Origin of the sequence: Lentzea indica (assembly GCF_012184385.1) — a bacterium.
Taxonomy (GTDB): Bacteria; Actinomycetota; Actinomycetes; order Mycobacteriales; family Pseudonocardiaceae; genus Lentzea; species Lentzea indica.
In genome coordinates this window covers 1-21185 of the sequence record NZ_VSRL01000152.1, presented here as the reverse complement: position 1 = coordinate 21185, position 21185 = coordinate 1, and the positions used below count along the sequence as shown (strand labels likewise).

The following is a 21185-nucleotide window of genomic DNA, read 5'->3' as shown; positions in this document are numbered from 1 at the left end:
GTGCTGGTGGCGTTCCCCGCGCCGCCGGACACGATCCCCGCGGACATGCCGGTGACCGTGCTGTGGCAGTTCCGCCTCAGTTCGCTCGCCCAGCTCGCCACGCTCTACGTCGGTCTCGGCGTGGCGTTCGGCCTGCTGATCGACCCGGCCACGCGCAGGACGAAGGCCGCCGAGAAGGCAGCTGTCGCCTGATGGTGCGGGGTGGCCGCTGGTGCGGCCACCCCAACACCTAGAGCGCCTTCAGCACGTCCAGGTCCACGCCCACCAACGAGTCGCGGAAGATCCGCCGCTCCCCCGCCGGCACCTCGACGTCACAAGGCACCACCAGCACGGTGCACCCGGCGGCCACCGCGGCGGTCACACCGGTGGGCGAGTCCTCGATCGCCACACACCGCGCCGGATCAACGTCGAGCAACCGCGCCGCCTTCAGATATGGCTCGGGCAGCGGCTTGTTCAACCCGTCGACCTCGTCCCCGCACACCGTGACGTCGAACAGGTCCCGCCCGATCGTGTCCAGCGCGACCTCGGTCAGCGAACGCTCGGTCGACGTCACCAACGCCATCGGCACACCCGAGTCACGCACCGCCCGCAGGGCCTCGGCGGCGCCCGGCCGCCACGGCAGACCGGCGCGGAAGACCTCCTCGGTCCGGCGTGAGATCCACGCGGCGCCGTCGGCCAGCTCAGCCTCCGTGGGCTCGATGCCGACGTCGGCGAACAGCAGACGCATGGTGGTGGGCACGTTGGTGCCGACCATGCGTTCGCGGGTCTCCAGGGACAGGACCCCGCCGAGCTTCTCCGCGTACTCGTAGAGCGGGATGTCCCAGAGCTTTTCGGAGTCCAGCAGTGTGCCGTCCATGTCCCACAGCACAGCTTGCAGGTCAGACATTGAAGTACTTCGCCTCCGGGTGGTGCGCCACGAAGGCGTCGGTGGACTGTTCGGGGTGCAGCTGGAGTTCGTCGGACAGGGACACGCCGATGCGGGACGGGTCGAGCAGCTCGACGATGCGCTTGCGGTCTTCCATCTCCGGGCAGGCGCCGTAGCCGAACGAGTAACGCGCGCCGCGGTAGCCGAGCTTGAAGAAGTCCTCGACGTCGGCGGGGTCTTCCGCGGCCACGGAGTCACCGGACGGCCACGTCAGCTCCTCGCGGACGCGCTTGTGCCAGTACTCGGCCAAAGCCTCCGTCAGCTGAACGCCGAGGCCGTGGACCTCCAGGTACTCGCGGTAGGCGTTCTTGCCGAAGAGCTCGTTGGCGTAGTCGGCGATCGGCTGGCCCATCGTCACGAGGTGGAACGCGACGACGTCGACCTCGCCGGACTCCTTCGAACGCCAGAAGTCCGACAGGCACAGGCGGCGATCCCGCTTCTGGCGCGGGAACGTGAACCGGAAGCGCTCGGGGGAATCGGCCGACGGCTCTTCCAGAATCACCAGGTCGTCGCCGTCGGAGACGCACGGGAAATAGCCGTAGACGACCGCCGCGTGGGCCAGAACGCCTTCTGTGGCAAGGCGTTCCATCCAGTAGCGCAGGCGCGGGCGGCCCTCGGTCTCGACCAGTTCCTCGTAGGTCGGGCCACCGCCGCGCGTGCCCTTCAGGCCCCACTGGCCCATGAACGTCGCCCGCTCGTCCAGCAGAGCCGAGTAGTCGGCGACCGGGATGCCCTTCACGACCCGGCTGCCCCAGAACGGCGGCGCCGGGATCGGGTTGTCGGAAGCCACGTCCGAACGGCCGGAGAACGTCTCTTCCTCGACCACGGCGGCCTTGCGAGCGGCGGCGATGCGCAACGAACGTTCGCGGCGCGCCTTCCGTTCAGCAGCCTTCGCCTCGGCCTCCGGGTCGACGAGCGGAGCCTCTCCGCGCTTCGCCGCCATGATCGCGTCCATCAGGCGCAGGCCCTCGAACGCGTCACGGGCGTAGCGGACGTCACCGAAGTACATCTCGGTCAGGTCGTTCTCGACGTACGCACGCGTCAAGGCCGCGCCACCCAGCAACACCGGCCACCGCGCGGCGACGCCCCGGGAGTTCATCTCCTCGAGGTTCTCCTTCATGATCACGGTCGACTTGACCAGCAGGCCGGACATGCCGATCGCGTCCGCGCGGTGTTCCTCCGCGGCTTCGAGGATCGCGTTGATCGGCTGCTTGATGCCGATGTTCACGACCTCGTAGCCGTTGTTGGACAGGATGATGTCGACGAGGTTCTTGCCGATGTCGTGGACGTCGCCCTTGACGGTCGCGAGCACGATGCGGCCCTTGCCGCCGTCGTCGGAACGTTCCATGTGCGGTTCGAGGTGGGCGACGGCGGTCTTCATGACCTCGGCGGACTGCAGCACGAACGGCAGCTGCATCTGGCCGGAGCCGAACAGTTCGCCGACGGTCTTCATGCCCGCGAGCAACGTGTCGTTGATGATCTGCAACGCCGGGCGCTGCTCCAGCGCGTCGTCCAGGTCGGCTTCCAGGCCGTTGCGCTCGCCGTCGACGATCCGGCGCTCCAGTCGTTCGAACAACGGCAGCGCGGCCAGTTCCTCCGCGCGGGAAGCGCTGTTCGACTTGGTTGTGACGCCCTCGAACAGCTCCATGAGCTTCTGCAGCGGGTCGTACCCCTCGCGGCGGCGGTCGTAGACCAGGTCCAGCGCCACGGCGCGCTGCTCGTCGGGGATGCGGGCCATCGGCACGATCTTGGAGGCGTGCACGATCGCGGTGTCGAGGCCCGCCTGCACGCATTCGTGCAGGAACACCGAGTTCAGCACCTGGCGCGCGGCCGGGTTGAGTCCGAAGGAGACGTTCGACAGGCCCAGAGTCGTTTGCACGTCCGGATAACGGCGCTTGAGCTCGCGGATCGCCTCGATGGTCTCGACGGCGTCGCGGCGGACCTCCTCCTGGCCGGTGGAGATCGGGAACGTCAGGCAGTCGACGATGATGTCGTTGACCCGCATGCCCCAGTTCTTCGTCAGGTCCTCGATCAGCCGGACGGCGACGCGGACCTTCCAGTCCCTGGTGCGGGCCTGGCCCTCCTCGTCGATGCACAGCGCCACGACCGCCGCGCCGTGTTCGGAGACGAGCCGCATGATCTTCTGGAAGCGGGAGTCAGGACCGTCGCCGTCCTCGTAGTTCACCGAGTTCACGGTGCAACGGCCCCCGAGACACTCCAGGCCGGCCTGGAGCACGGCGGGCTCGGTGGAGTCGAGCATGATCGGCAACGTCGACGCGGTGGCCAGACGAGAGGCCAGAGCACGCATGTCGGCCTCGCCGTCGCGGCCCACGTAGTCGATGCAGAGGTCGATCAGGTGGGCGCCCTCGCGCGTCTGGTCGCGCGCGATCTCGATGCAGTCCTCCCACTTCTCGGCCAGCATCGCCTCGCGGAACGCCTTGGAGCCGTTGGCGTTCGTGCGCTCGCCGATCATCAGCACCGAGGCGTCCTGCTTGAACGGGACGGCCTGGTACAAAGAGGACACACCGGGCTCCGGACGCGGACGGCGCGCGGACGGCCCGAGATCGCGCACCGCCTCGGCCACCTGGCGCAGGTGCTCGGCGGTGGTGCCGCAGCAGCCCCCGACGAGACGCGTGCCGAACTCGGTGACGAACCCGGCCAGCGCCTGAGCCAGCTCCTCCGGCGACAACGGGTAAACCGCGCCGTGCGGGCCCAGCTCGGGCAGTCCGGCGTTCGGCATCACCGACAGCGGGATGCGCGCGTGCTTGGACAACGTCCGCAGGTGCTCGCTCATCTCGGCGGGACCGGTGGCGCAGTTGAGGCCGATCAGATCGATGCCCAGCGGTTCTAGCGCGGTCAGCGCGGCACCGATCTCCGAGCCGAGCAGCATCGTGCCGGTCGTCTCGACGGTGACCTGGGCGATGATCGGAACGACACGGCCCTCAGCGGCCATCGCGCGCTTGGCGCCGATGATCGACGCCTTGGTCTGCAGCAGGTCCTGCGAGGTCTCGACGATGATCGCGTCCACGCCGCCGACCAGCAGCCCCTTGCACTGCTCCTGATAGGCGTCGCGCAACGTCGCGAAAGGCGCGTGGCCGAGTGTCGGCAGCTTGGTGCCGGGGCCGACAGAGCCGAGCACGAACCGCGGCTGTGCGGAGGTGCTGAACTCGTCCGCGACCTCACGGGCCAGCGCGGCGCCGCGCTCGGACAGGTGAAAGATCTGGTCGGGGATGTCGTATTCGGCCAGGTTCGCGAGGTTCGCGCCGAACGTGTTCGTCTCGACGGCGTCGACGCCTACTTCGAGATAACCGCGGTGCACGGCCCTCACGACGTCCGGCCGTGTCACGTTCAGGATCTCGTTGCAGCCCTCTAGACCGTTGAAGTCGTCAAGAGAGAGGTCAACGGCCTGAAGCATGGTGCCCATGGCGCCGTCAGCGACGACAACCCGGTTCACCAGCGCTTCCAGGAACGGCGACTCTCCGCGATCACGCATGGGCCAAGCCTACGATGAGTTAGCTGGGGGAGGCCGTAGTCTGGCGCCGTGAACGATCCGTCCCAGGAATCCCCGACCCCCTCGAACCCGCGCAAACCGCTCACGAGTCCGATCATGGTCTGTGCGTTCGAAGGATGGAACGACGCCGGCGATGCCGCCAGCACCGCCATCGAGCACCTGCAACTCACCTGGGACGCCACCCCGCTCGCCGACATCGACCCTGACGACTACTACGACTTCCAGGTGACGCGACCCACAGTCCGCATGGTGGACGGTGTCACCCGCAGGGTCGACTGGCCGACGACGCGGCTCTCGGTGTGCAGGCCTCCCGGTTCCTCCGTGGACGTGATCCTCGTGCACGGCATCGAGCCGAACATGCGGTGGCGCAAGTTCGCCGCCGAGCTGCTGGGGCACATCGAGGCCCTCGGGGTGACGACCGTGGTGACGCTGGGCGCTCTGCTCATGGACACGCCCCACACCCGGCCCGTGCCGGTCACCGGTACCGCGTACGACCCGGACGCCGCCGAGAAGTTCGGCCTGGAGCACTCCAAGTACGAGGGCCCGACGGGCATCGTCGGCGTCTTCCAGGACGCGTGCGTGCAGGCCGGCATCCCGGCGATCTCGTTCTGGGCCGCCGTGCCGCACTACGTGTCGCAGCCGCCCTCTCCCAAGGCCACGCTGGCCCTGCTGCACCGGGTGGAGGAGGTCCTCGACATCGAGGTGCCGCTCGGCGCGCTGCCGGAGCAGGCCGAGGAGTGGGAGCGCACGGTCACCGAGATGGCCGACGAGGACGAGGACGTGCGCAACTACGTGCGCGCGCTGGAAGAGCGCGGCGACGCGGCCATGCAGATCACCGAGGCCTCCGGCGACGACATCGCCGCCGAGTTCGAGCGGTACCTGCGCCGCCGCGGGCGCGGTCCCGGCTGGCCGTCGCCCGGCCCCCGCTGACCTTTTGGCGTCTGCAAGTACCACCAACTCGCTGTTGGTGGTACTTGCAGACGCCACATCGAACAGGCCGTGAGCACGGCCTTTCATGACGCGGCCGGAACCCGCCAAAAAACTTAGCGACAACAACCATCGTCCGATTAGGGTGGGGACGGTGGAGGTGTCTGCGGGGCGGTTGGCGAGGGCCGGGTTGTACGCCGGGGCTTTGATCGGGCCGTTCGGCGGCGCCATCACCACGTCGATCCTGCCCGAGATCGGGGACAGTTTCGGCCGGTCGGCGGGCACGGCGGCGTCGACGCTGACGTTCTACCTCGTGCCGTTCGCCGTGTTGATGCTCGTGTCCGGCACGTTCGCGCAACGCTGGGGTCCACAACGGACTGTCCGAATCGCCTACATCGCCTATGCGGTGACCTCCGCGCTGGCCGCCTCCTCCTGGACGTTCGAGGTGCTGCTGGCCTCACGCGCGTTGCAGGGCGCGGCGAACTCGTTCACGACGCCGGTGCTGCTGGCCGTGATCGCCGCCTCGACACCGAAGGAGAAGCTCGGCCGCGCGCTGGGGCTGTTCGGGTCGATGCAGGCGGCCGGGCAGACGTCCGCTCCGCTCGTCGGCGGTCTCACCGCGGAGATCGACTGGCGGCTGGCCTTCGTGGTGATCACGGTGGTGGCCGTGGCGCTCGCGATCCTCGGCGTACCGGACACCGACGCCGAGCCGGAGCGCGGCGCCAGCCTGCGCAGTGCGTTCGTCCCGAGCACCATCAGGCCGGCTCTCGTCGCCTTCATCGGCTGGGCTGCCTGGGCGGGCTGTCGTTCCTCGTGGCGTTCCGGCTCGACGACGTGTTCGGCCTCGGCGCGGGTGAACGCGGGCTCCTGCTCACCGGGTTCGGCGTCGTCGGTTTCCTGACCGCGCGGTACGTCGGCAAGGCCATCGACCGGTTCGGCGCCGCGACCACGGTCGTCGTCGGCGCGACGGTGGGCGGAGGCCTGGTCGCGGCGGTGGGCACGACACCGTTCGCCGCGGTCGCGGTGATCGCGTGGGCGCTGACAGGAGCGGCCGCCCAGGGTGTGCTGGTGAGCATCAACGCCTTGGTGCTGCAAAGCGACAACGCCAACAGGGGCGGCAGCGTCAGTGTCGTGCAGTCACTGCGCTTCATGGGCGCCGCCGCGGCCCCGTTGGCGTTCGTTCCGCTCTACCAGGCCCATCCGTTGCTGGGCTTCCTGGTGCCGGCCGGTCTGCTGATCACGATCCCGGCGATCATCACGTGGTCAGGTCGCGGCGCCGGAACCCGGCGAACCCCGCAGCCAGAAGCACCACCGCCACGCCGGTGAGCCACAGCAGCGGCCCCGCTGTGATGTCCGGGTACTTCGGGACGTGCGTGAACGGCGCGACGTCGAGCACCCACTGATCCAGCTGCAACGCGGGGCCGAGCAGCGTGATCACCAGCGACACCGACACCACGGCCCAGCTGACGCCGGTGAGCTGCGGGAACAGTCCGAACAACGCCAGCGCCACGCCCGCGATCACCCAGGCGGCCGGGAGCTGGGCCAGCGCCGCGCCGAGCATCTGCGGCAGGACGGTGCCCAGGTCGCCGGTGCGCAGGCCGTGCACGAGACCGAGGCCGAGACCGGCCGCCGCCAGCACGATCGCGCCACCGACCAGGGCGAACGCCGCGTGCGACGCGACCCAGCCCCAGCGCGAGACAGGGGTGGCCAGGAGGGGCTCGGCGCGGAACGCGGTCTCCTCGGACCGCAGCCGCAACACAGCCTGCACGAGGTAGATCGACGAGATCAGGCCCAGCAACTGGGTGATGGTCGCGAAGAACGCGTCCACCATCGCGTCCGCGCCGCCGATCTGCTGCACGATCTGGCCGAGCGCCGGGTTGTCCTGCACCATCTGCCCGACCGCCTGCGCCACGCTGCCGTAGATCACGCCGACCACGAACAGCGCTAGCGACCAGCCGATCAGCGACCCCTTCTGCAACCGCCAGGCCAGTCCGAACGGGGTGCCGATCCTGCCTTCTGCCGGCCCGAGTCGGGTCGCCAGCATGCCGAGGCCCACGTCCCTGCGCGTCACGACGTAAGCCGAGACTCCGGTCAGCACCGCGAACGCCGCCAGTGAGATGCCGAGCACCCAGAACCTGTTGTCGCCGAACGCCCGCACGTGCTCGGTCCAGCCGATCGGCGAGAACCAGGTCAGCCACTGCGGGCCCGACTCCCCCGCCGCGTCGCCCGCCGCGCGGAACAGGTAGGTCACGCCGAGGAAGCCGCCCGCGATCGCGTTAGACACGCGCGAGTTCTCCGACAGCTGCGCGGTGAACGCGCTGACGCCGGTGAAGACCAGGCCGACCGAAGCCGTCGAGAGCCCGAACGCGAACGAGCCGGACGCGTCCAGTCCCTTGCCGATCAGCACCACCGCCTGCAGCACACCGATCAGCAGGCTCGTGCCGCCCGCGACGATCACCGCGGCGGCCAGCGGCGCGTGCCGCCCGACGACCGTCGCACTGATGAGTTCAGTACGGCCGGCTTCTTCTTCTGCGCGCGTGTGCCGGGTGACGACCAAAAGCGCCATGATCGCGATGAACAGCCCAGCGAAGACGCCCCAGCGCCAGACCACCAGGCCGCCCAGCGACGACCAGTCGTGCAGCGGGCCGAGCATCGCAAGGAACGCGGAGTTGGCGTTCGCGGTGACGCCGAGCAGCGCCCGCGACTCGGCCGTTCCGTACAGCTCTTCGAGTGCGGTCGTCGTGGAGTAGGTGACGCCGACCAGGAACAGAACCCAGACGGGCAGCAGGATCCGGTCGCGGCGCAGCGCGAGCCGGATCAGATGCCAAGTCCCGATGAAGGCAGTGCCGATCATTTCGCGTCCTCGTAGTGCCGCAGGAAGAGCTCCTCCAGGGTCGGCGGCTGCGAGGTCAGCGTGCGCACGCCCGTGGACACGAGCTGCTTGAGCACGGGGTCGAGCTTGTCCGAGTCGACCTCGAACCGGACGCGGTTGCCCTCGGCCGCCAGGTCGTGCACGCCCGCCATCGAGGTCAGGCCGTTGGGCGGGCCCGCGAGCTCGGCGGAGATCGACGTGCGGGTCAGGTGCCGCAGGTCCGACAACGTGCCGGTCTCGACGATGTGGCCGTTGCGGATGATGCTCACCCGGTCGCACAGCGCCTCGACCTCGGCGAGGATGTGGCTGGACAGCAGCACGGTGCGGCCGCGCTGCCGTTCGTCGTTGATGCAGTCCTGGAAAACGGCCTCCATCAACGGGTCGAGGCCAGAGGTCGGCTCGTCCAGGATGAGCAGCTCGACGTCGCTCGACAGCGCGGCGACCAGCGCGACCTTCTGCCGGTTGCCCTTGGAGTAGGTGCGGCCCTTCTTGCGCGGGTCCAGTTCGAAGCGCTCCAGGAGCTGCTCGCGGCGCTGGGAGTTCAAGCCGCCGCGGAGCCGTCCGAGCAGGTCGATGACCTCGCCACCGGTCAGGTTGGGCCAGAGGTTGACGTCGCCGGGAACGTAGGCGAGGCGGCGGTGAAGGGACGCGGTGTCCTTCCACGGGTCTCCGCCGAGCAGCCGCGCGGTGCCGGAGTCGGCACGCAGCAGGCCGAGGAGGATCCGGATCGTCGTCGACTTGCCGGACCCGTTCGGGCCGAGGAAGCCGTGCACCTCACCGGTCCGGACGTCCAGGTTCAGATCGTCCAGTGCACGCGTCGGGCCGAAGGTCTTGACCAGGCCCGACACGGATATCGCAGATGTCATGCCCGGTAAGCTACGCTTCTTTCACAAGTTCGTGAAGGACGTAAATTTTGCCCGATCGACTGACGGAAGGGGATGATGCCGCGGTGATGGGAGCTACACAGCGTGACACGCAGGCAGTTAGCCAGTTCGTCGAGCGGTTCGGCGGAATTCTGGCGGACGCCGGCATGCCGCGCATGCCGGCGCGCATCCTCGCGGCGCTGCTGACGACGGACTCAGGGCGGCTCACTGCGGCCGAGATCGCCGACCTGCTGCAGATCAGTCCGGCGGCGGTGTCGGGCGCGGTGCGCTACCTGACCACGATCCAGATCGTCAGCCGCGAACGGGAGCCGGGATCACGCCGCGACGTCTACCGGATGCGCGACAACGTCTGGTACGAGGCGACGTTCCGCAGGGACCAGATGCTGCAGGTGATCGACGAGGTGCTGACCGAGGGTGTGGAAACGCTCGGGGAAGAGACCGAGGCGGGAGCGCGCCTGGACGAGACGCGCGAGTTCTTCCGCTTCTGCCACGTCGAACTCGGCACGCTGCTCGAACGCTGGCGCACGCACCGCGAGAAGTGGCTGGCCAAGAGGGAGGACTGACCGCCTCTCCGCACAGCGAAACGCCCGTGAACGACCATCGGCCGCTCACGGGCGTTCTACTTGCTACGTCAGCCCGTGACGAGCGTCAGGTTGTACGTGGAGAGAATCTCGTTGACCGGCTGGAAGAAGGTCGTACCGCCGCTGGTGCAGTTGCCGGAGCCACCCGAGGTGACGCCCTGCGCCTGCGTGCCGCTGACCCACGAGCCACCCGAGTCACCGGGCTCCGCGCACACGTCGGTGCGCGTCAGACCGCTGACCGAGCCCTCCTGGTAGTTCACCGCCTGGCTCTTGGCCTGGACCTCGCCGCAGTGCCAGCCCGTGGTCGAGCCGGAACGGCAGATCGACGCGCCGACCGCGGACTCGGTGTGACCGGAGACGACGACGTCAGCGCCGCCGTAGTGGTTCACCTTGGCCGTGGGCGTCCACGCCGAGTTGGCCTTGACCCACCCGTAGTCGTTGCCCGGGAAGGACGAGCCCTCGAACGCGCCCAGGGCGGAGCGGTCGACGCCTGCCACCGTGTCGCCCTTGGACCCGCAGTGCCCGGCGGTGACGAACCCGCCCTGCACCGCGAACCCGACAGAGCACCGGCCGGCGTTGTTGATGTAGTAGGCGTCACCGCCGCGGATGTCCTTGAACAAACGCGGCGCCTCGTCGGTCTCGACGACCTTCGCGAGCGTGCCCGCCTTCTCCACCAACGGCTTCGCCGCATCGGCCTGACCGCGCTTGACGGTGATCGTGACCGCGTTCGCCCGAGTGTCGACGAACCAGCCGGTGACCTCGGCGGGAGCCTTTTCGGCGTCCAGCCTGGCCTTGGCCGAGTCGAGGTCACTCGCCTTGTGGGCGACGGTGCGAGGCTCGGCACCGAGCCTGCGCAGCCGGTCGGTCTTGGCCGCGTCGGTCACGCCCACGACGAGCTTGCCGGTGGACGCGTCGAACCACGCGCCACCGAAGCTGTCACCGGCGAAACCTTCCGCGACGCGCTGCAGGACCGCGGCCGCGCTCTCCTGGCGCAGCCGTTCCGCCGCCTGCTGGGCGTTCAGGCCGAGGTCGCGCTGCATCGCGGCGAGCAGGTCAGCTGACGGTTCAGGCGCGGCGACGGCGGCAGGGGAGACCGTCGTCGCGAGTGCACCCGCCAGCACGGCGACTGCCGCGACAGCCATGCGCTTCATAGGCATTTCTCCTCAATTTTCGGTTTGCAGGGCCGGTGTAACGCCGGACCGGGCAACCGCGATGAGGAGATCGGCTGTGCTGCAACACAGCCCGCACGACACCGGATGCATGGCGTCCCCAGGCGGTCGAACTGCCCGATCAGTTCGTTCCTCCGTCTGGGTGACGCTATGTTGTGCTGCCTACCGGACGGTAGGGCCGATCGACGGGTGGACCTCTCGGCATTCGGGTTGGTATAAGGAATCCAAATGCCTTCTCTCAGCCTATTTCCGTGACTGAGCGCAACCATTCGTCTTGACACGAAACGTCAAATCTGTCAACAGTTCGCACTCGACGGCGTATCCCTCTGACCTGCGGTTTAGGGCTAGCGTGCAGACACCCTGTTCCCTGCACGAGGGAGAACCCTGCCATGCGAAGAGTCTTGGGTACGGGACTCGCCGCCGCCGCCGCCGTATGTCTGGCCGCCGCTGTGGTGCCCGCTGCTTCAGCTCAAGAAAACGTGGGGACGATTCTCGGCGCCGACCGCGCCGATGTCGTGAAGGACAGCTACATCGTCTCGCTCAAGGCCGGCACGGCGTCGAGGGCCGCCGCTCCCGGTCTGGCGGGCAAGTACGGCGGCCAGGTCGGCCAGGTCTGGCAGCACGCGCTCAACGGTTTCTCGGTGAAGATGACCGCCAAGCAGGCGCAGCGTCTCGCCGCGGACCCGCAGGTCGCGTACGTCCAGCAAGACGCCGAGGTGCACGCGCTCGACGTCCAGCAGAACCCGCCGTCGTGGGGTCTGGACCGCGTTGACCAGCGGGATCTGCCGCTGAGCAACAGCTACCAGTACGACACGACCGCGTCGAACGTGACGGCGTACATCGTCGACACGGGTGTGCGCACCACGCACTCGACGTTCGGCGGCCGCGCCACGTGGGGCACCAACACCTCGGGTGACGGCAACAACAGCGACTGCAACGGCCACGGCACGCACGTCGCCGGCACCGTCGCGGGCTCGCAGTACGGCCTCGCGAAGGCGGCCAAGGTCGTCGCTGTCAAGGTGCTCAACTGCCAGGGCTCCGGCACCACCGCCGGTGTCGTCAGCGGCATCGACTGGGTGACGGCGAACGCGGTGAAGCCCGCTGTCGCCAACATGTCGCTCGGCGGCGGCGCGGACGCCACCCTGGACGCGGCCGTGCGCCGCTCCATCGCGTCCGGCGTCACCTACGCCATCGCGTCCGGCAACTCGAACACAGACGCGTGCAGCACCTCGCCCGCGCGCGTGGCCGAGGCGATCACGGTGAACTCGTCGACGAACACCGACGCGCGTTCGTCGTTCTCGAACTACGGCACCTGCACCGACATCTTCGCGCCGGGTTCGAACATCGTGTCCGCGTGGAACACCAACGACACCGCCACGAACAACATCTCCGGCACGTCGATGGCCACCCCGCACGTCGCGGGCGCCGCGGCGCTGTGGCTCGCCACGCACCCGAACGACAACCCGGCCGCGGTGTGGGCGGGCATCAACGCCGCGTCCACGCCGAACAAGATCACCAGCCCTGGTTCCGGCTCGCCGAACAAGCTGCTCTACTCGCTGTTCGGTGGCGGACAGCCCGGCACCCCGTCGGTGACCAACCCCGGTAGCCAGACCTCCACGGTCGGCACGCCGGCGTCGCTGCAGCTGGCGGCGACCGGCGGCACCCCGCCGTACACGTGGTCCGTCTCCGGCCTCCCGGCCGGCCTGTCGGCGTCCTCCTCCGGCGCCATCTCCGGCACGCCGACCACCGCCGGCACCTCCACGGTGACCGCCACGGTGACCGACTCGGCCGGCAAGACCGGTTCGGCCACGTTCTCGTGGACCGTCAACGCGGTCGGTGGCGGCTGTGACGCCAAGACCAACTCCACCCCGGTCACGATCGGCGACCTGTCGACCGTGACGAGCACGATCGTCATCTCGGGCTGCGCGGGCAACGCGTCGGCCACGGCGTCGATCAAGGTCGCGATCACGCACACCTACAAGGGCGACCTCGTGGTCGACCTGGTCGCGCCCGACGGCACGGTCGTCAACCTGCACAACCGGTCCGGCGGCTCGGCCGACAACATCAACGAGACCTACACCAAGAACCTCTCCGGTGAGGCCGCCAACGGAACCTGGACGCTGCGTGTGCGTGACGCGGCGTTCCTGGACTCCGGCACGTTGAACAGCTGGACGCTCGACGTCTGATCGCTTTTCCGCTGAACGAGACCGCCCCCGGCGCTTCCGCCTCGGGGGCGGTCTCCTCGTTCAGTTCGCGAACCACTCCCGCCGACCCGCCACCCACTCCTCCAGGTCCTCCTCGTCGAAGTCGTGGCTGAGCAACAGCTCCAGCACCTCGTCACGGTCCGGGCGGTCGCTCGCGCGCACATGATCGATGGTGGCTCGCACGCCCGCCGCGAACAGGTGCTCGACGTCGTAGGCGCATCCGGCGTCGAAGTTGGCGCGCTTGATCGCGTAGTGCCGCCAGACGTCCTCGGCCTGCCGGTGTTCAGCGAGCAGGAACCCCGCAAGCGCAGCCTGCTCCCCCAGGCCGCGGGACGGCGAGTGCGCGCAGCACAACGCTTCCTGCTCGACCAGGAACCGCAGCAGCGGCAGGTCCTCTGGCATGTGGCCGCGGTGCAACGCCGACAGCACCTCGCCGCGCGCCGCCTCGTTCGCGTCCTCACCATCGGGCCCGCGCTCGTACCGCAGCTTCTGCCAAGAATGCTCCGTCACGGGTCCATTGTGGCCGTAACGCGCGCTCTGCCGGTGACCGCCGGGCAGGCGGTCACCGGCCAGACCGCTTAGAGCTCCACGCCCAGCAGCGCGTCCACGGCCGTGCGGATCTGGGACGGGCCGTGCCTGTCCTGACCGCCGTGCGCCAGCGCCTCGTCGACCCACGCGTCGATCGCCGCGAGCGCCTTGGGCGTGTCCAGGTCGTTGCCCAGGTGGTCACGCAGCCGCGTCACGGTGTCCACACCGGACGGTCCGGAGGACAGGTCGGCGGCGCGGCGCCACTTGTCCAGCCGTGCCAGCGCATCGTCCAGCAACGACTGGGTCCACGGGCGGTCCGCGCGGTAGTGGCCGGAGAGCAGGGCCAGGCGGATGGCGTTCGGGTCGACCTTCTCGGAACGCAGCTTGGAGACGAAGACCAGGTTGCCGCGCGACTTCGACATCTTCTCGCCGTCGAGGCCGATCATGCCCGCGTGCACGTAGTGGCGGGCGAACGGGTGCTGGCCGGTCTGGGCCTCGGCGTGCGCGGCGGAGTACTCGTGGTGCGGGAAGATCAGGTCGGAGCCACCGCCCTGAACGTCGAAGCCCATGCCGAGGCGGTTGTGGGCGATCGCGCTGCACTCGATGTGCCAGCCGGGGCGGCCCTCGCCCAGCTCGGAGGCCCACCCCGGCTCACCTGGGCGCTTCATGCGCCACAGCAGGGCGTCCAGCGGGTGGCGCTTGCCGGGGCGGTCCGGGTCGCCGCCGCGTTCGGCGAACAGCCGGAGCATCTCCTCGGAGGAGTAGTTCGACTCGTAGCCGAAACGGCCCGTGGCGTCGTGCGAGTAGTAGATGTCCGGGTATTCGGAGTCGTCCGCGCGGTAGGCGACACCGTCGCTCAGGAGCTTCGCGACGACCTCGACGATCTCGGGGATCGCCTCGACGATGCCGACGTAGTCCTGAGGCGGCAGGACCCGCAGCGCCTCCATGTCCTCGCGGAACAGCGCCGTCTCGCGCATGGCGAGCACGACCCAGTCGTCCTGGTCGCGCAGAGCACGCTCCAGGAGCGGGTCGTCGACATCGGTGACGTTCTGGACGTAGTGCACGTTGTGGCCGTTGTCGAGCCACACGCGGTGCACGAGGTCGAACGCCAGGTAGGTGGCGGCATGGCCGAGGTGCGTCGCGTCGTACGGCGTGATCCCGCAGACGTACAACCTGGCGGTGTCTCCTGGAGCCGTGGGGCGAATTTCGCCCGTAGCCGTGTCGAACAGCCGCAGCGGGCGGGGGTCCCCCGGAACCCGCGGCACAGGAATTGATGACCAGGTCTGCATGCATCCGACACTAACGCGTGCCGCCGGACGGAGCGCACTTTCCGGGTGTTGGGACGAGCCCCGGAACGGATCAGGACAGAAAGATCGGACATTCGTTGACGACGTTGTCACAACCTCCCTAGCGTCCAAGGGCATGCTTCGTGTCGTCGTAGCCACGGTGGTAGCGCTCTCACTCTCGCCCGCAACCGCACAAGCCGAGCCGCTGGACGCGGTGGCGTATCTGGAAAACCCCAGGATGACCGAGGAGAACCAGGAGCCGCCGCACCCGGATCTGAAGCCGGAGCGGCGCCTGAGCCTGAACGGCGACTGGCGCATCCGGATGTTCGACAAACCGGAGGATGTCAGAGACACCCCGGACGGGTGGCGCACGGTCAAGGTGCCGCACACGTGGCAGACCGACTTCCTCGACCACCCGATGTTCCGCAACATCCCCACCGAGATGTACCCGGACAACCCGCCGGCGATCCCGCGCGACGTCAACCCCACCGGCGTCTACGAGAAGACGTTCGACCTGCCGCGGGACTGGGACCGCACGCTGGCCCGTTTCGAGGGCGTGACCAGCGGATACTTCGTCTGGGTCAACGGCACGTACGTCGGCTACGACCAGGGCGGCTACACACCAGCCGAGTTCGACATCACGAGCAAGCTCAAGCCCGGCCGCAACACGCTGAAGGTCCAGGTCCACCGCTGGGGCTCCGGCTCCCACCTCGAGGACTACGACCAGTGGCGGTTCTCCGGCATCTTCCGCGAGGTCTGGCTCTACACGACGCCCAGGACCTACCTCGCCGACGTCACGATCAAGACCGACCTGGACGCCCAGTACCGCGACGCCACGATCAGCACCGACGTCAGGATCGGCGGCCCTCAGGAGGGCCACACCGTCCGCACCAGGCTGTTCGACCCGCAGGGCCGTGAGGTCGCCGTCCAGGACGGCAAGGTCACGAACCCGCTGAAGTGGACCGACGAGACCCCGAACGTCTACGAGCTGCGCATCGAGCTGCTCCGCGGCAACCAGGTCGTCCAGACCGGCAGACAGCCCGTCGGCTTCCGCAAGATCGAGATCATCGACAGGCAGCTGAAGATCAACGGCAAACGTGTCGTGTTCCGCGGCACGAACCGAGCAGAGACGTCCGTGCGCGGCAGCCGCCACGTCACCCGCGCCGACCAGAAAAAAGACGTCGAGCTGATGAAGCGGTTCAACATCAACGCGGTGCGCACCTCGCACTATCCGAGCGACCCGTACTTCTACGAGCTGGCCGACCGCAACGGCCTGATGATCGCCGACGAGGTCGACATCGAGACCCACCACCACGACGGCTGCCCGGACAACTGCCTCGCCGAACGACCCGAGTGGCAGGACGCGTTCCAGGACCGGTTCACCGCCATGATGCAGCGCGACAAGAACCACCCCAGCGTGATCATGTGGGACACCGGCAACGAGGCGGGGCTCGGCAAGGCGCACTACACGATGGCCGAGTACGCCAGGAAGCACGACAACCGCCCGCTGTACCACCAGCCGAACGTGCCGGACGGTGACGCGCCGTTCGCGGACGTCTCCGGCCCGCGCTACCCGTCCCCCGCCAGCCTCGAAGCCAAGGCGAAGACGACCACCAAGCCGATCATCATGGGCGAGTACGCGCACGCGATGGGCAACAGCCTCGGCAACTTCAAGGAGTTCTGGGACGTCGTGCGCACCTATCCGCAGGTGCAGGGCGGCTTCATCTGGGACTGGGCCGAGCAGAACATCGCGCTGCCCCTCTACACCACACCTGACGACGCCAGCGGGATCCTCTCCTGGCTCTCCGGCAAACCGTCGCAGGTGGACGGACCGCACGGCAAAGCCCTGCGGCTGAGCGGTCTCGACGACTTCGTGGAGGTCTACCGCGACCGAAAGCTCGACGAGGTGAGCACGGGCCTCACGCTCGACGCCCAGGTCAAGCCCGCCGCGTGGACCGGTGACTTCACGGTCATCTCCAAGGGCGACCACCAGTACGCGCTGAAGATGGCCAACCGGACCACGCTGCAGTTCTTCATCCACAGCGGCACCTGGCGCACGGTCGAGGCCCAGGTCCCCGCCGACTTCTACGACAACTGGCACCGCGTCACCGGCACGTTCGACGGCACCAGGCTACGGCTGCTGATCGACGGCAAAGAGGTCGCGACAACGGCGTACACCGGCACGATCGACTGGTCGCACTGGCCGGTCAACATCGGCCGCAACGCCGAGACCATGCAGGAGAACGTCCAGACCCGCATGGCGCACGGCACGGTCGACCAGGTCCGGATCTACCACCGCGCCCTGACCGACGCGGAGCTCGCCCAGGACCCGAAGCGGACGGCGGTGCTGGCACTCGACTTCGAGAAGCTGGAGGACAAGGGCCGCAAGGAGTCCTACGGCGCGGGCACCGGTGGCGTGGACGGTGTCGTGTGGGCGGACCGCAGGCCGCAGCCGGAGACCACCGAGCTGATGGCGGTCCACTCCCCCATCCGGTTCTCCTTCCAGGACAACAAACTCACTACCGTCAGCGAACGCCAGTTCACCGGCACCGACGACCTCGAACTGCGCTGGCAGGTCCAGGACAACGGCCGCACGATCGCCCAGCACCGCGGCGCGCTCCGGCCAGGCACGATCACGTTGCCGGACTTCAAGGCCGAGACCGAACGCTGGCTCACCGTCCGCGCCACCGACCGCCAGGGCAACGACGTCGGCATCGCCCAGTTCCCGCTGGGCGGCACGCAGATCGCCGGCCTCCACACCCAGGGCTTTCCCGGCAAGCTGACCACCACCCAGAACGACAACGAGATCGTGGTGTCCGGCAACGACTTCCGGTACGTGGTCAGCAAGAGGTCCGGCACGCTCACCTCGATGCGCGTGCGCGGCACCGAACTGATCAAGGCAGGCCCCGAGCTGGACGCGTGGCGCGCGCCGCTGTCCAACGAGTTCATGAGCGAGGACAACTCCTGGTACCGCAACGGCCTCGACCGGCTCACAACCACGCCGTCGAGCGTCACGGTCACGCAGTCGGGCCCTGACACGGTCATCACGGCCAAGTCCACGGCGCAGGCGGTCCAGAACGCGTCGTTCGGCCAGACCTTCACCTACCGGATCACCGGTGACGGCGAGATCCACGTCGGCCACCGGGTCGCGGCCAAGGACAGGATGCGCGACCTGAGCTACCTGCCCGGCATCGGCTTCACGCTCAAGGTGCCCGACACGTACCAGAAGTTCACCTGGTACGGCCGGGGACCTGGCGAGAACTACGACGACCGCAAGGCCGGCAACCCGATCGGCGTCTACCAGTCCACTGTGGACCGCGAGTTCAACGACTACTACAAGCCTCAGGACTTCGGCAACCACGCGGACACGCGCTGGGCGACGCTGTCCAACGGCCGCGCTGGCCTGCTCGTCGCGGGTGATCTGGACGTGCGGGTGTCGCGGTACGACGACCTCGACCGGGCGCCGTACCCGTTCGCGCTCAAGAAGAACGACGGCTGGACCACCCTGCACGCCGCGCATCGCGTCACGGGCGTCAGCGAGACGTTCCACGAGCCGCTGCCGCAGTACCAGGTGGAGGCGGGCAACGAGTACGCGTACTCCGTGCTGCTGCGCCCGCTCACGCCCGTGGAGGCCGCCACGGGCAAGCTCGGGCGGCACGTCGACTGCGCGCCGACGGTGGACATCAAGGCCACCGACACCGCGTTGGAACCGGGCGAGCAGGTGGAAGCCGAGCTGGTGGTCACGCGGCCGTGCCCGGGAACCACCACGGCGAGGCTGACCGCCCCGGAGAACTGGTCGGTCACCCAGGAGACCGTCGATCTCACCAGCGGCTCCGCGAAGGTGACGATCAAGCGAGAGGGCGGGGAGACCGGCACCCGCCCGGTGTTCGCCGAGGTCACCGCGGGCAAGGCGACCACGACCGTCACGATGGACTTCACCGCCACCCCGCGTCCCCCTCAGGGCGAGGCTCAGGTGTCCGCGCTGGAGTTCCTCAACGAGCGCAACGGCTGGGGCCCGATCGAACGAGACCGCAGCAATGGCGAGAGCTCCGGCGGTGACGGCAACCCGATCCGCATCCGGGGCGCCGAGTTCGACAAGGGGGTCGGCGCGCACGCCGACTCCGAGCTCCAGGTCTACACCGGCGGCAAGTGCTCCCAGCTGACCGCCACGATCGGTGTCGATGACGAGACGAACGGCAGCGGCAGCGTGCGGTTCGAGGTCCTCGAGGACGGCCGGCAGATCTACCAAAGCCCTGTGCTGACAGGACAGAGCGCAGCCGTGCCGATCGCCGTGGACACGTCTGGAGCAACGGTGCTGACGTTCCGGGTCACAGACGGGGGTGATGGCAACGCCCACGATCACGCCGACTGGGCCAACCCCGTCCTGAGCTGCGAATAGGGCGTACCGTTGGAGATCAAAGGCATTCGCCGGTGAAGGGCGGGGGCTCATGATCTTGGAAATCCTCGGCGGACTGGTCGCGCTCGGAGGCTTGAGCCTCGCGATGAGCGCCAGAGTGATCAAACAGTTCGAACAGGGACTGGTGTTCCGGTTCGGCAAGCTCCAGCACGGCGTGCGCGGGCCAGGGCTGACGTTGCTGATCCCAGGGGTCGACCAGCTCAGGAAGGTCAACCTGCAGATCGTCACCCTGCCCGTGCCGGCGCAGGACGGCATCACGCGCGACAACGTCACCGTGCGCGTGGACGCCGTCGTGTACTTCAAGGTGCAGGACGCGGCGAGGGCGATCATCAACGTCGAGGACTACCGGTTCGCGATGCTGCAGGTGGCGCAGACGTCGCTGCGGTCGATCATCGGCAAGAGCGAGCTGGACGACCTGCTGTCCAACCGCGAGCACCTCAACCAGGGGCTCGAGCTGATGATCGACACGCCCGCGCTGGAGTGGGGCATCGACATCGACAGGGTCGAGATCAAGGACGTGGCGCTGCCGGAGAGCATGAAGCGCTCGATGTCCCGGCAGGCCGAGGCCGAACGTGAACGCCGCGCCCGCATCATCACCGCGGACGGCGAGCTGCAGGCGTCCAAGAAGCTCTCCGAGGCCGCGGCGACCATGGAGTCCACGCCCGGCGCGCTCCAGCTGCGGCTGCTGCAGACCATCGTGGAGGTGGCGGCGGAGAAGAACTCGACGCTGGTGCTGCCGTTCCCGGTGGAGCTGCTGAGGTTCCTGGAGAAGAACACGAACCTGGAGCTGCCCAAAGACTCGACGGATTCATCCATGTGAGTTAACCGGCGTAACGCCCACTCCCCCAGAACGACGACCGGGGAAGGGGGTAGTGAGGCCATGCAGGAAAGGGTCAGAGGCAGGTTCGTCGGCATCGGCGTCGGCTCCTACGAGCTGGTGCAGCCGCTGCAGCACGCCGTGAGCGACGTGCGGGAGCTGTGTGCCCTGCTCAAGGGCTACGAGGGCGAGCCGCTGGCCGATCCGACCGAGGCCGACATCCGGGCCCACATGAAGGCCCTGCGCACGAACCCGCAGGACGGCGGCGCGCTGGTGGCGTTGTGGAGCGGGCACGCGATCCCCGTCGCGGGCAACCTCAGGCTCCTGGCCAGGGACAACGACGGCGCGGTCGACGGCATCATGCTGCACGAGTTCGCGCTGTGGTGTGCCGCGTCGGGCGCGCACCAGGTGCTCATCGTCATCGACGCCTGCTACTCCGGGGCTCAGCTCGACGAGGCCGTCCGCACGGTCGCCGCCGTTCAAGAGGAGCTGCTCGCGGGCCAGGTGCACTGGGCCGGCGTGCTGGTGTCGTGTTCGAGCATCGAAACGGCCCGTGACGGCTTGTTCGGCGGCAAGCTGCGCAAGCTGCTGCGTGCCGGTCCCACGGCGGACGAGGACGCACGGCGGTGGAGCGACCGTACGGCGTTGGTCGACGGCGGCGCGGTCGGGACGGCGCTGCTGAACGCGTGGGACAGCGACGTCCAACGGCCGCGCTTCATGCAGTACGGCTCCGCTCAGCCGATGCTGCCGAACCCGCTCTACGCCGCGAACACGGTCGTGAAGCACCTGCTCCTGGCCGCGCGCGGCGGTGACTCGGCGGACAACCGGTCGTGGTTCACCGGCCGCACCGCCCAGGTCGACAAGGTCGTCGGCTGGGTGAAGTCGGGTGCCGCCGGGCTGCGGGTGGTCACCGGTTCGCCCGGCACCGGCAAGTCCGCTGTCGTCGGCAGGGTCGTGAGCCTGTCCAACCCTGCCGAACGCGACCTGCTGCTGACCACGGGCCCGTCGTTTCCGGCACGCCGATCCCGGCCCGGCTCCGGTCGACGCGGCCGTGCACGCCCGCG

Annotated in this window: 15 protein-coding genes and 1 pseudogene; 9 read left to right on the top strand and 7 right to left on the bottom strand. The window is 68.6% G+C overall.

What is annotated here, in order from left to right; translation table 11 throughout:
• A pseudogene (locus FXN61_RS32105) lies at positions 1 to 192 on the top strand (hypothetical protein); the annotation flags it as partial.
• A 37-nt stretch (positions 193 to 229) separates the two neighbouring features.
• On the opposite strand, the gene FXN61_RS32100 reads toward FXN61_RS32105, so the two are convergent.
• Both FXN61_RS32100 and metH read right to left on the bottom strand, forming a co-directional pair.
• Entirely contained in the window at positions 230 to 886 is a 657-nt protein-coding gene (locus FXN61_RS32100; protein WP_167977732.1) for an HAD family hydrolase, read from the bottom strand.
• Positions 879 to 4418, bottom strand: a complete 3540-nt coding sequence (metH, locus tag FXN61_RS32095) for a methionine synthase (RefSeq protein WP_167977731.1) — start codon at positions 4416 to 4418, stop codon at positions 879 to 881. Before metH ends, FXN61_RS32100 begins: the two co-directional genes overlap by 8 nt.
• A 48-nt stretch (positions 4419 to 4466) precedes the next feature.
• Between metH and FXN61_RS32090 the strand changes: the two genes are divergently transcribed.
• From FXN61_RS32090 to FXN61_RS53055, 3 genes are all read left to right on the top strand, one after another.
• Positions 4467 to 5366, top strand: a complete 900-nt coding sequence (locus FXN61_RS32090) for a PAC2 family protein (protein ID WP_167977730.1) — start codon at positions 4467 to 4469, stop codon at positions 5364 to 5366.
• 151 nt (positions 5367 to 5517) lie between these two features.
• Positions 5518 to 6264, top strand: coding sequence for an MFS transporter (locus FXN61_RS32085; protein WP_312878149.1), 747 nt, complete (start codon positions 5518 to 5520; stop codon positions 6262 to 6264).
• Positions 6177 to 6689, top strand: a complete 513-nt coding sequence (locus FXN61_RS53055; RefSeq protein ID WP_246292265.1) for an MFS transporter — start codon at positions 6177 to 6179, stop codon at positions 6687 to 6689. Before FXN61_RS32085 ends, FXN61_RS53055 begins: the two co-directional genes overlap by 88 nt.
• On the opposite strand, the gene FXN61_RS32080 is transcribed toward FXN61_RS53055, so the two are convergent.
• Both FXN61_RS32080 and FXN61_RS32075 read right to left on the bottom strand, forming a co-directional pair.
• On the bottom strand, positions 6619 to 8217 hold the full coding sequence (locus FXN61_RS32080; RefSeq protein ID WP_167977729.1) for an ABC transporter permease: 1599 nt from the start codon (positions 8215 to 8217) through the stop codon (positions 6619 to 6621). The genes FXN61_RS53055 and FXN61_RS32080 overlap by 71 nt on opposite strands.
• Positions 8214 to 9101 carry an ABC transporter ATP-binding protein gene (locus FXN61_RS32075; protein WP_167977728.1) on the bottom strand — a complete coding sequence of 296 codons (888 nt, stop codon included), beginning with the start codon at positions 9099 to 9101 and terminating at the stop codon, positions 8214 to 8216. Before FXN61_RS32075 ends, FXN61_RS32080 begins: the two co-directional genes overlap by 4 nt.
• Before the next feature lie 86 nt (positions 9102 to 9187).
• On the opposite strand from FXN61_RS32075, the gene FXN61_RS32070 reads away from it, so the two are divergent.
• On the top strand, positions 9188 to 9682 hold the full coding sequence (locus FXN61_RS32070) for a GbsR/MarR family transcriptional regulator (protein WP_167977727.1): 495 nt from the start codon (positions 9188 to 9190) through the stop codon (positions 9680 to 9682).
• Between the two features lie 68 nt (positions 9683 to 9750).
• Here FXN61_RS32070 and FXN61_RS32065 read toward each other — a convergent pair whose 3' ends face one another.
• Positions 9751 to 10851, bottom strand: a complete 1101-nt coding sequence (locus FXN61_RS32065; protein WP_167977726.1) for a S1 family peptidase — start codon at positions 10849 to 10851, stop codon at positions 9751 to 9753.
• Between the two features lie 497 nt (positions 10852 to 11348).
• Here FXN61_RS32065 and FXN61_RS32060 point away from each other — a divergent pair, with 497 nt between their 5' ends.
• Positions 11349 to 13055, top strand: a complete 1707-nt coding sequence (locus FXN61_RS32060) for a S8 family peptidase (protein ID WP_312878148.1) — start codon at positions 11349 to 11351, stop codon at positions 13053 to 13055.
• A 60-nt stretch (positions 13056 to 13115) separates the two neighbouring features.
• On the opposite strand, the gene FXN61_RS32055 is transcribed toward FXN61_RS32060, so the two are convergent.
• Together FXN61_RS32055 and mshC are read right to left on the bottom strand one after the other, a co-directional pair.
• The gene (locus FXN61_RS32055) at positions 13116 to 13583 is read right to left on the bottom strand and encodes a hypothetical protein (RefSeq protein WP_167977724.1); all 468 of its coding nucleotides are present in this window, start codon (positions 13581 to 13583) and stop codon (positions 13116 to 13118) included.
• Positions 13584 to 13651: 68 nt separating this feature from the next.
• Entirely contained in the window at positions 13652 to 14890 is a 1239-nt protein-coding gene (gene mshC / locus FXN61_RS32050; RefSeq protein WP_167977723.1) for a cysteine--1-D-myo-inosityl 2-amino-2-deoxy-alpha-D-glucopyranoside ligase, read from the bottom strand.
• A gap of 133 nt (positions 14891 to 15023) precedes the next feature.
• Between mshC and FXN61_RS32045 the strand changes: the two genes are divergently transcribed.
• The 3 genes from FXN61_RS32045 to FXN61_RS32035 all read left to right on the top strand — a co-directional run.
• Positions 15024 to 19286, top strand: a complete 4263-nt coding sequence (locus FXN61_RS32045) for a glycoside hydrolase family 2 TIM barrel-domain containing protein (RefSeq protein ID WP_167977722.1) — start codon at positions 15024 to 15026, stop codon at positions 19284 to 19286.
• A gap of 49 nt (positions 19287 to 19335) precedes the next feature.
• Complete coding sequence (locus FXN61_RS32040; RefSeq protein ID WP_167977721.1) at positions 19336 to 20124, top strand: slipin family protein; 789 nt, start codon at positions 19336 to 19338, stop codon at positions 20122 to 20124.
• A gap of 60 nt (positions 20125 to 20184) precedes the next feature.
• The coding region (locus FXN61_RS32035; RefSeq protein ID WP_167977720.1) for a caspase family protein at positions 20185 to 21185 on the top strand (1001 nt) is incomplete at its 3' end.

Excerpts from the sequence above, each read along its gene's own strand:
- FXN61_RS32100 (WP_167977732.1), bottom strand. The coding sequence starts at position 886 with ATGTCTGACCTGCAAGCTGTGCTGTGGGACATGGACGGCACACTGCTG.
- metH (WP_167977731.1), bottom strand. The coding sequence starts at position 4,418 with ATGCGTGATCGCGGAGAGTCGCCGTTCCTGGAAGCGCTGGTGAACCGG.
- FXN61_RS32080 (WP_167977729.1), bottom strand. The coding sequence starts at position 8,217 with ATGATCGGCACTGCCTTCATCGGGACTTGGCATCTGATCCGGCTCGCG.
- FXN61_RS32075 (WP_167977728.1), bottom strand. The coding sequence starts at position 9,101 with ATGACATCTGCGATATCCGTGTCGGGCCTGGTCAAGACCTTCGGCCCG.
- FXN61_RS32070 (WP_167977727.1), top strand. The coding sequence starts at position 9,188 with ATGGGAGCTACACAGCGTGACACGCAGGCAGTTAGCCAGTTCGTCGAG.
- FXN61_RS32065 (WP_167977726.1), bottom strand. The coding sequence starts at position 10,851 with ATGAAGCGCATGGCTGTCGCGGCAGTCGCCGTGCTGGCGGGTGCACTC.
- mshC (WP_167977723.1), bottom strand. The coding sequence starts at position 14,890 with ATGCAGACCTGGTCATCAATTCCTGTGCCGCGGGTTCCGGGGGACCCC.
- FXN61_RS32045 (WP_167977722.1), top strand. The coding sequence starts at position 15,024 with ATGCTTCGTGTCGTCGTAGCCACGGTGGTAGCGCTCTCACTCTCGCCC.
- FXN61_RS32040 (WP_167977721.1), top strand. The coding sequence starts at position 19,336 with ATGATCTTGGAAATCCTCGGCGGACTGGTCGCGCTCGGAGGCTTGAGC.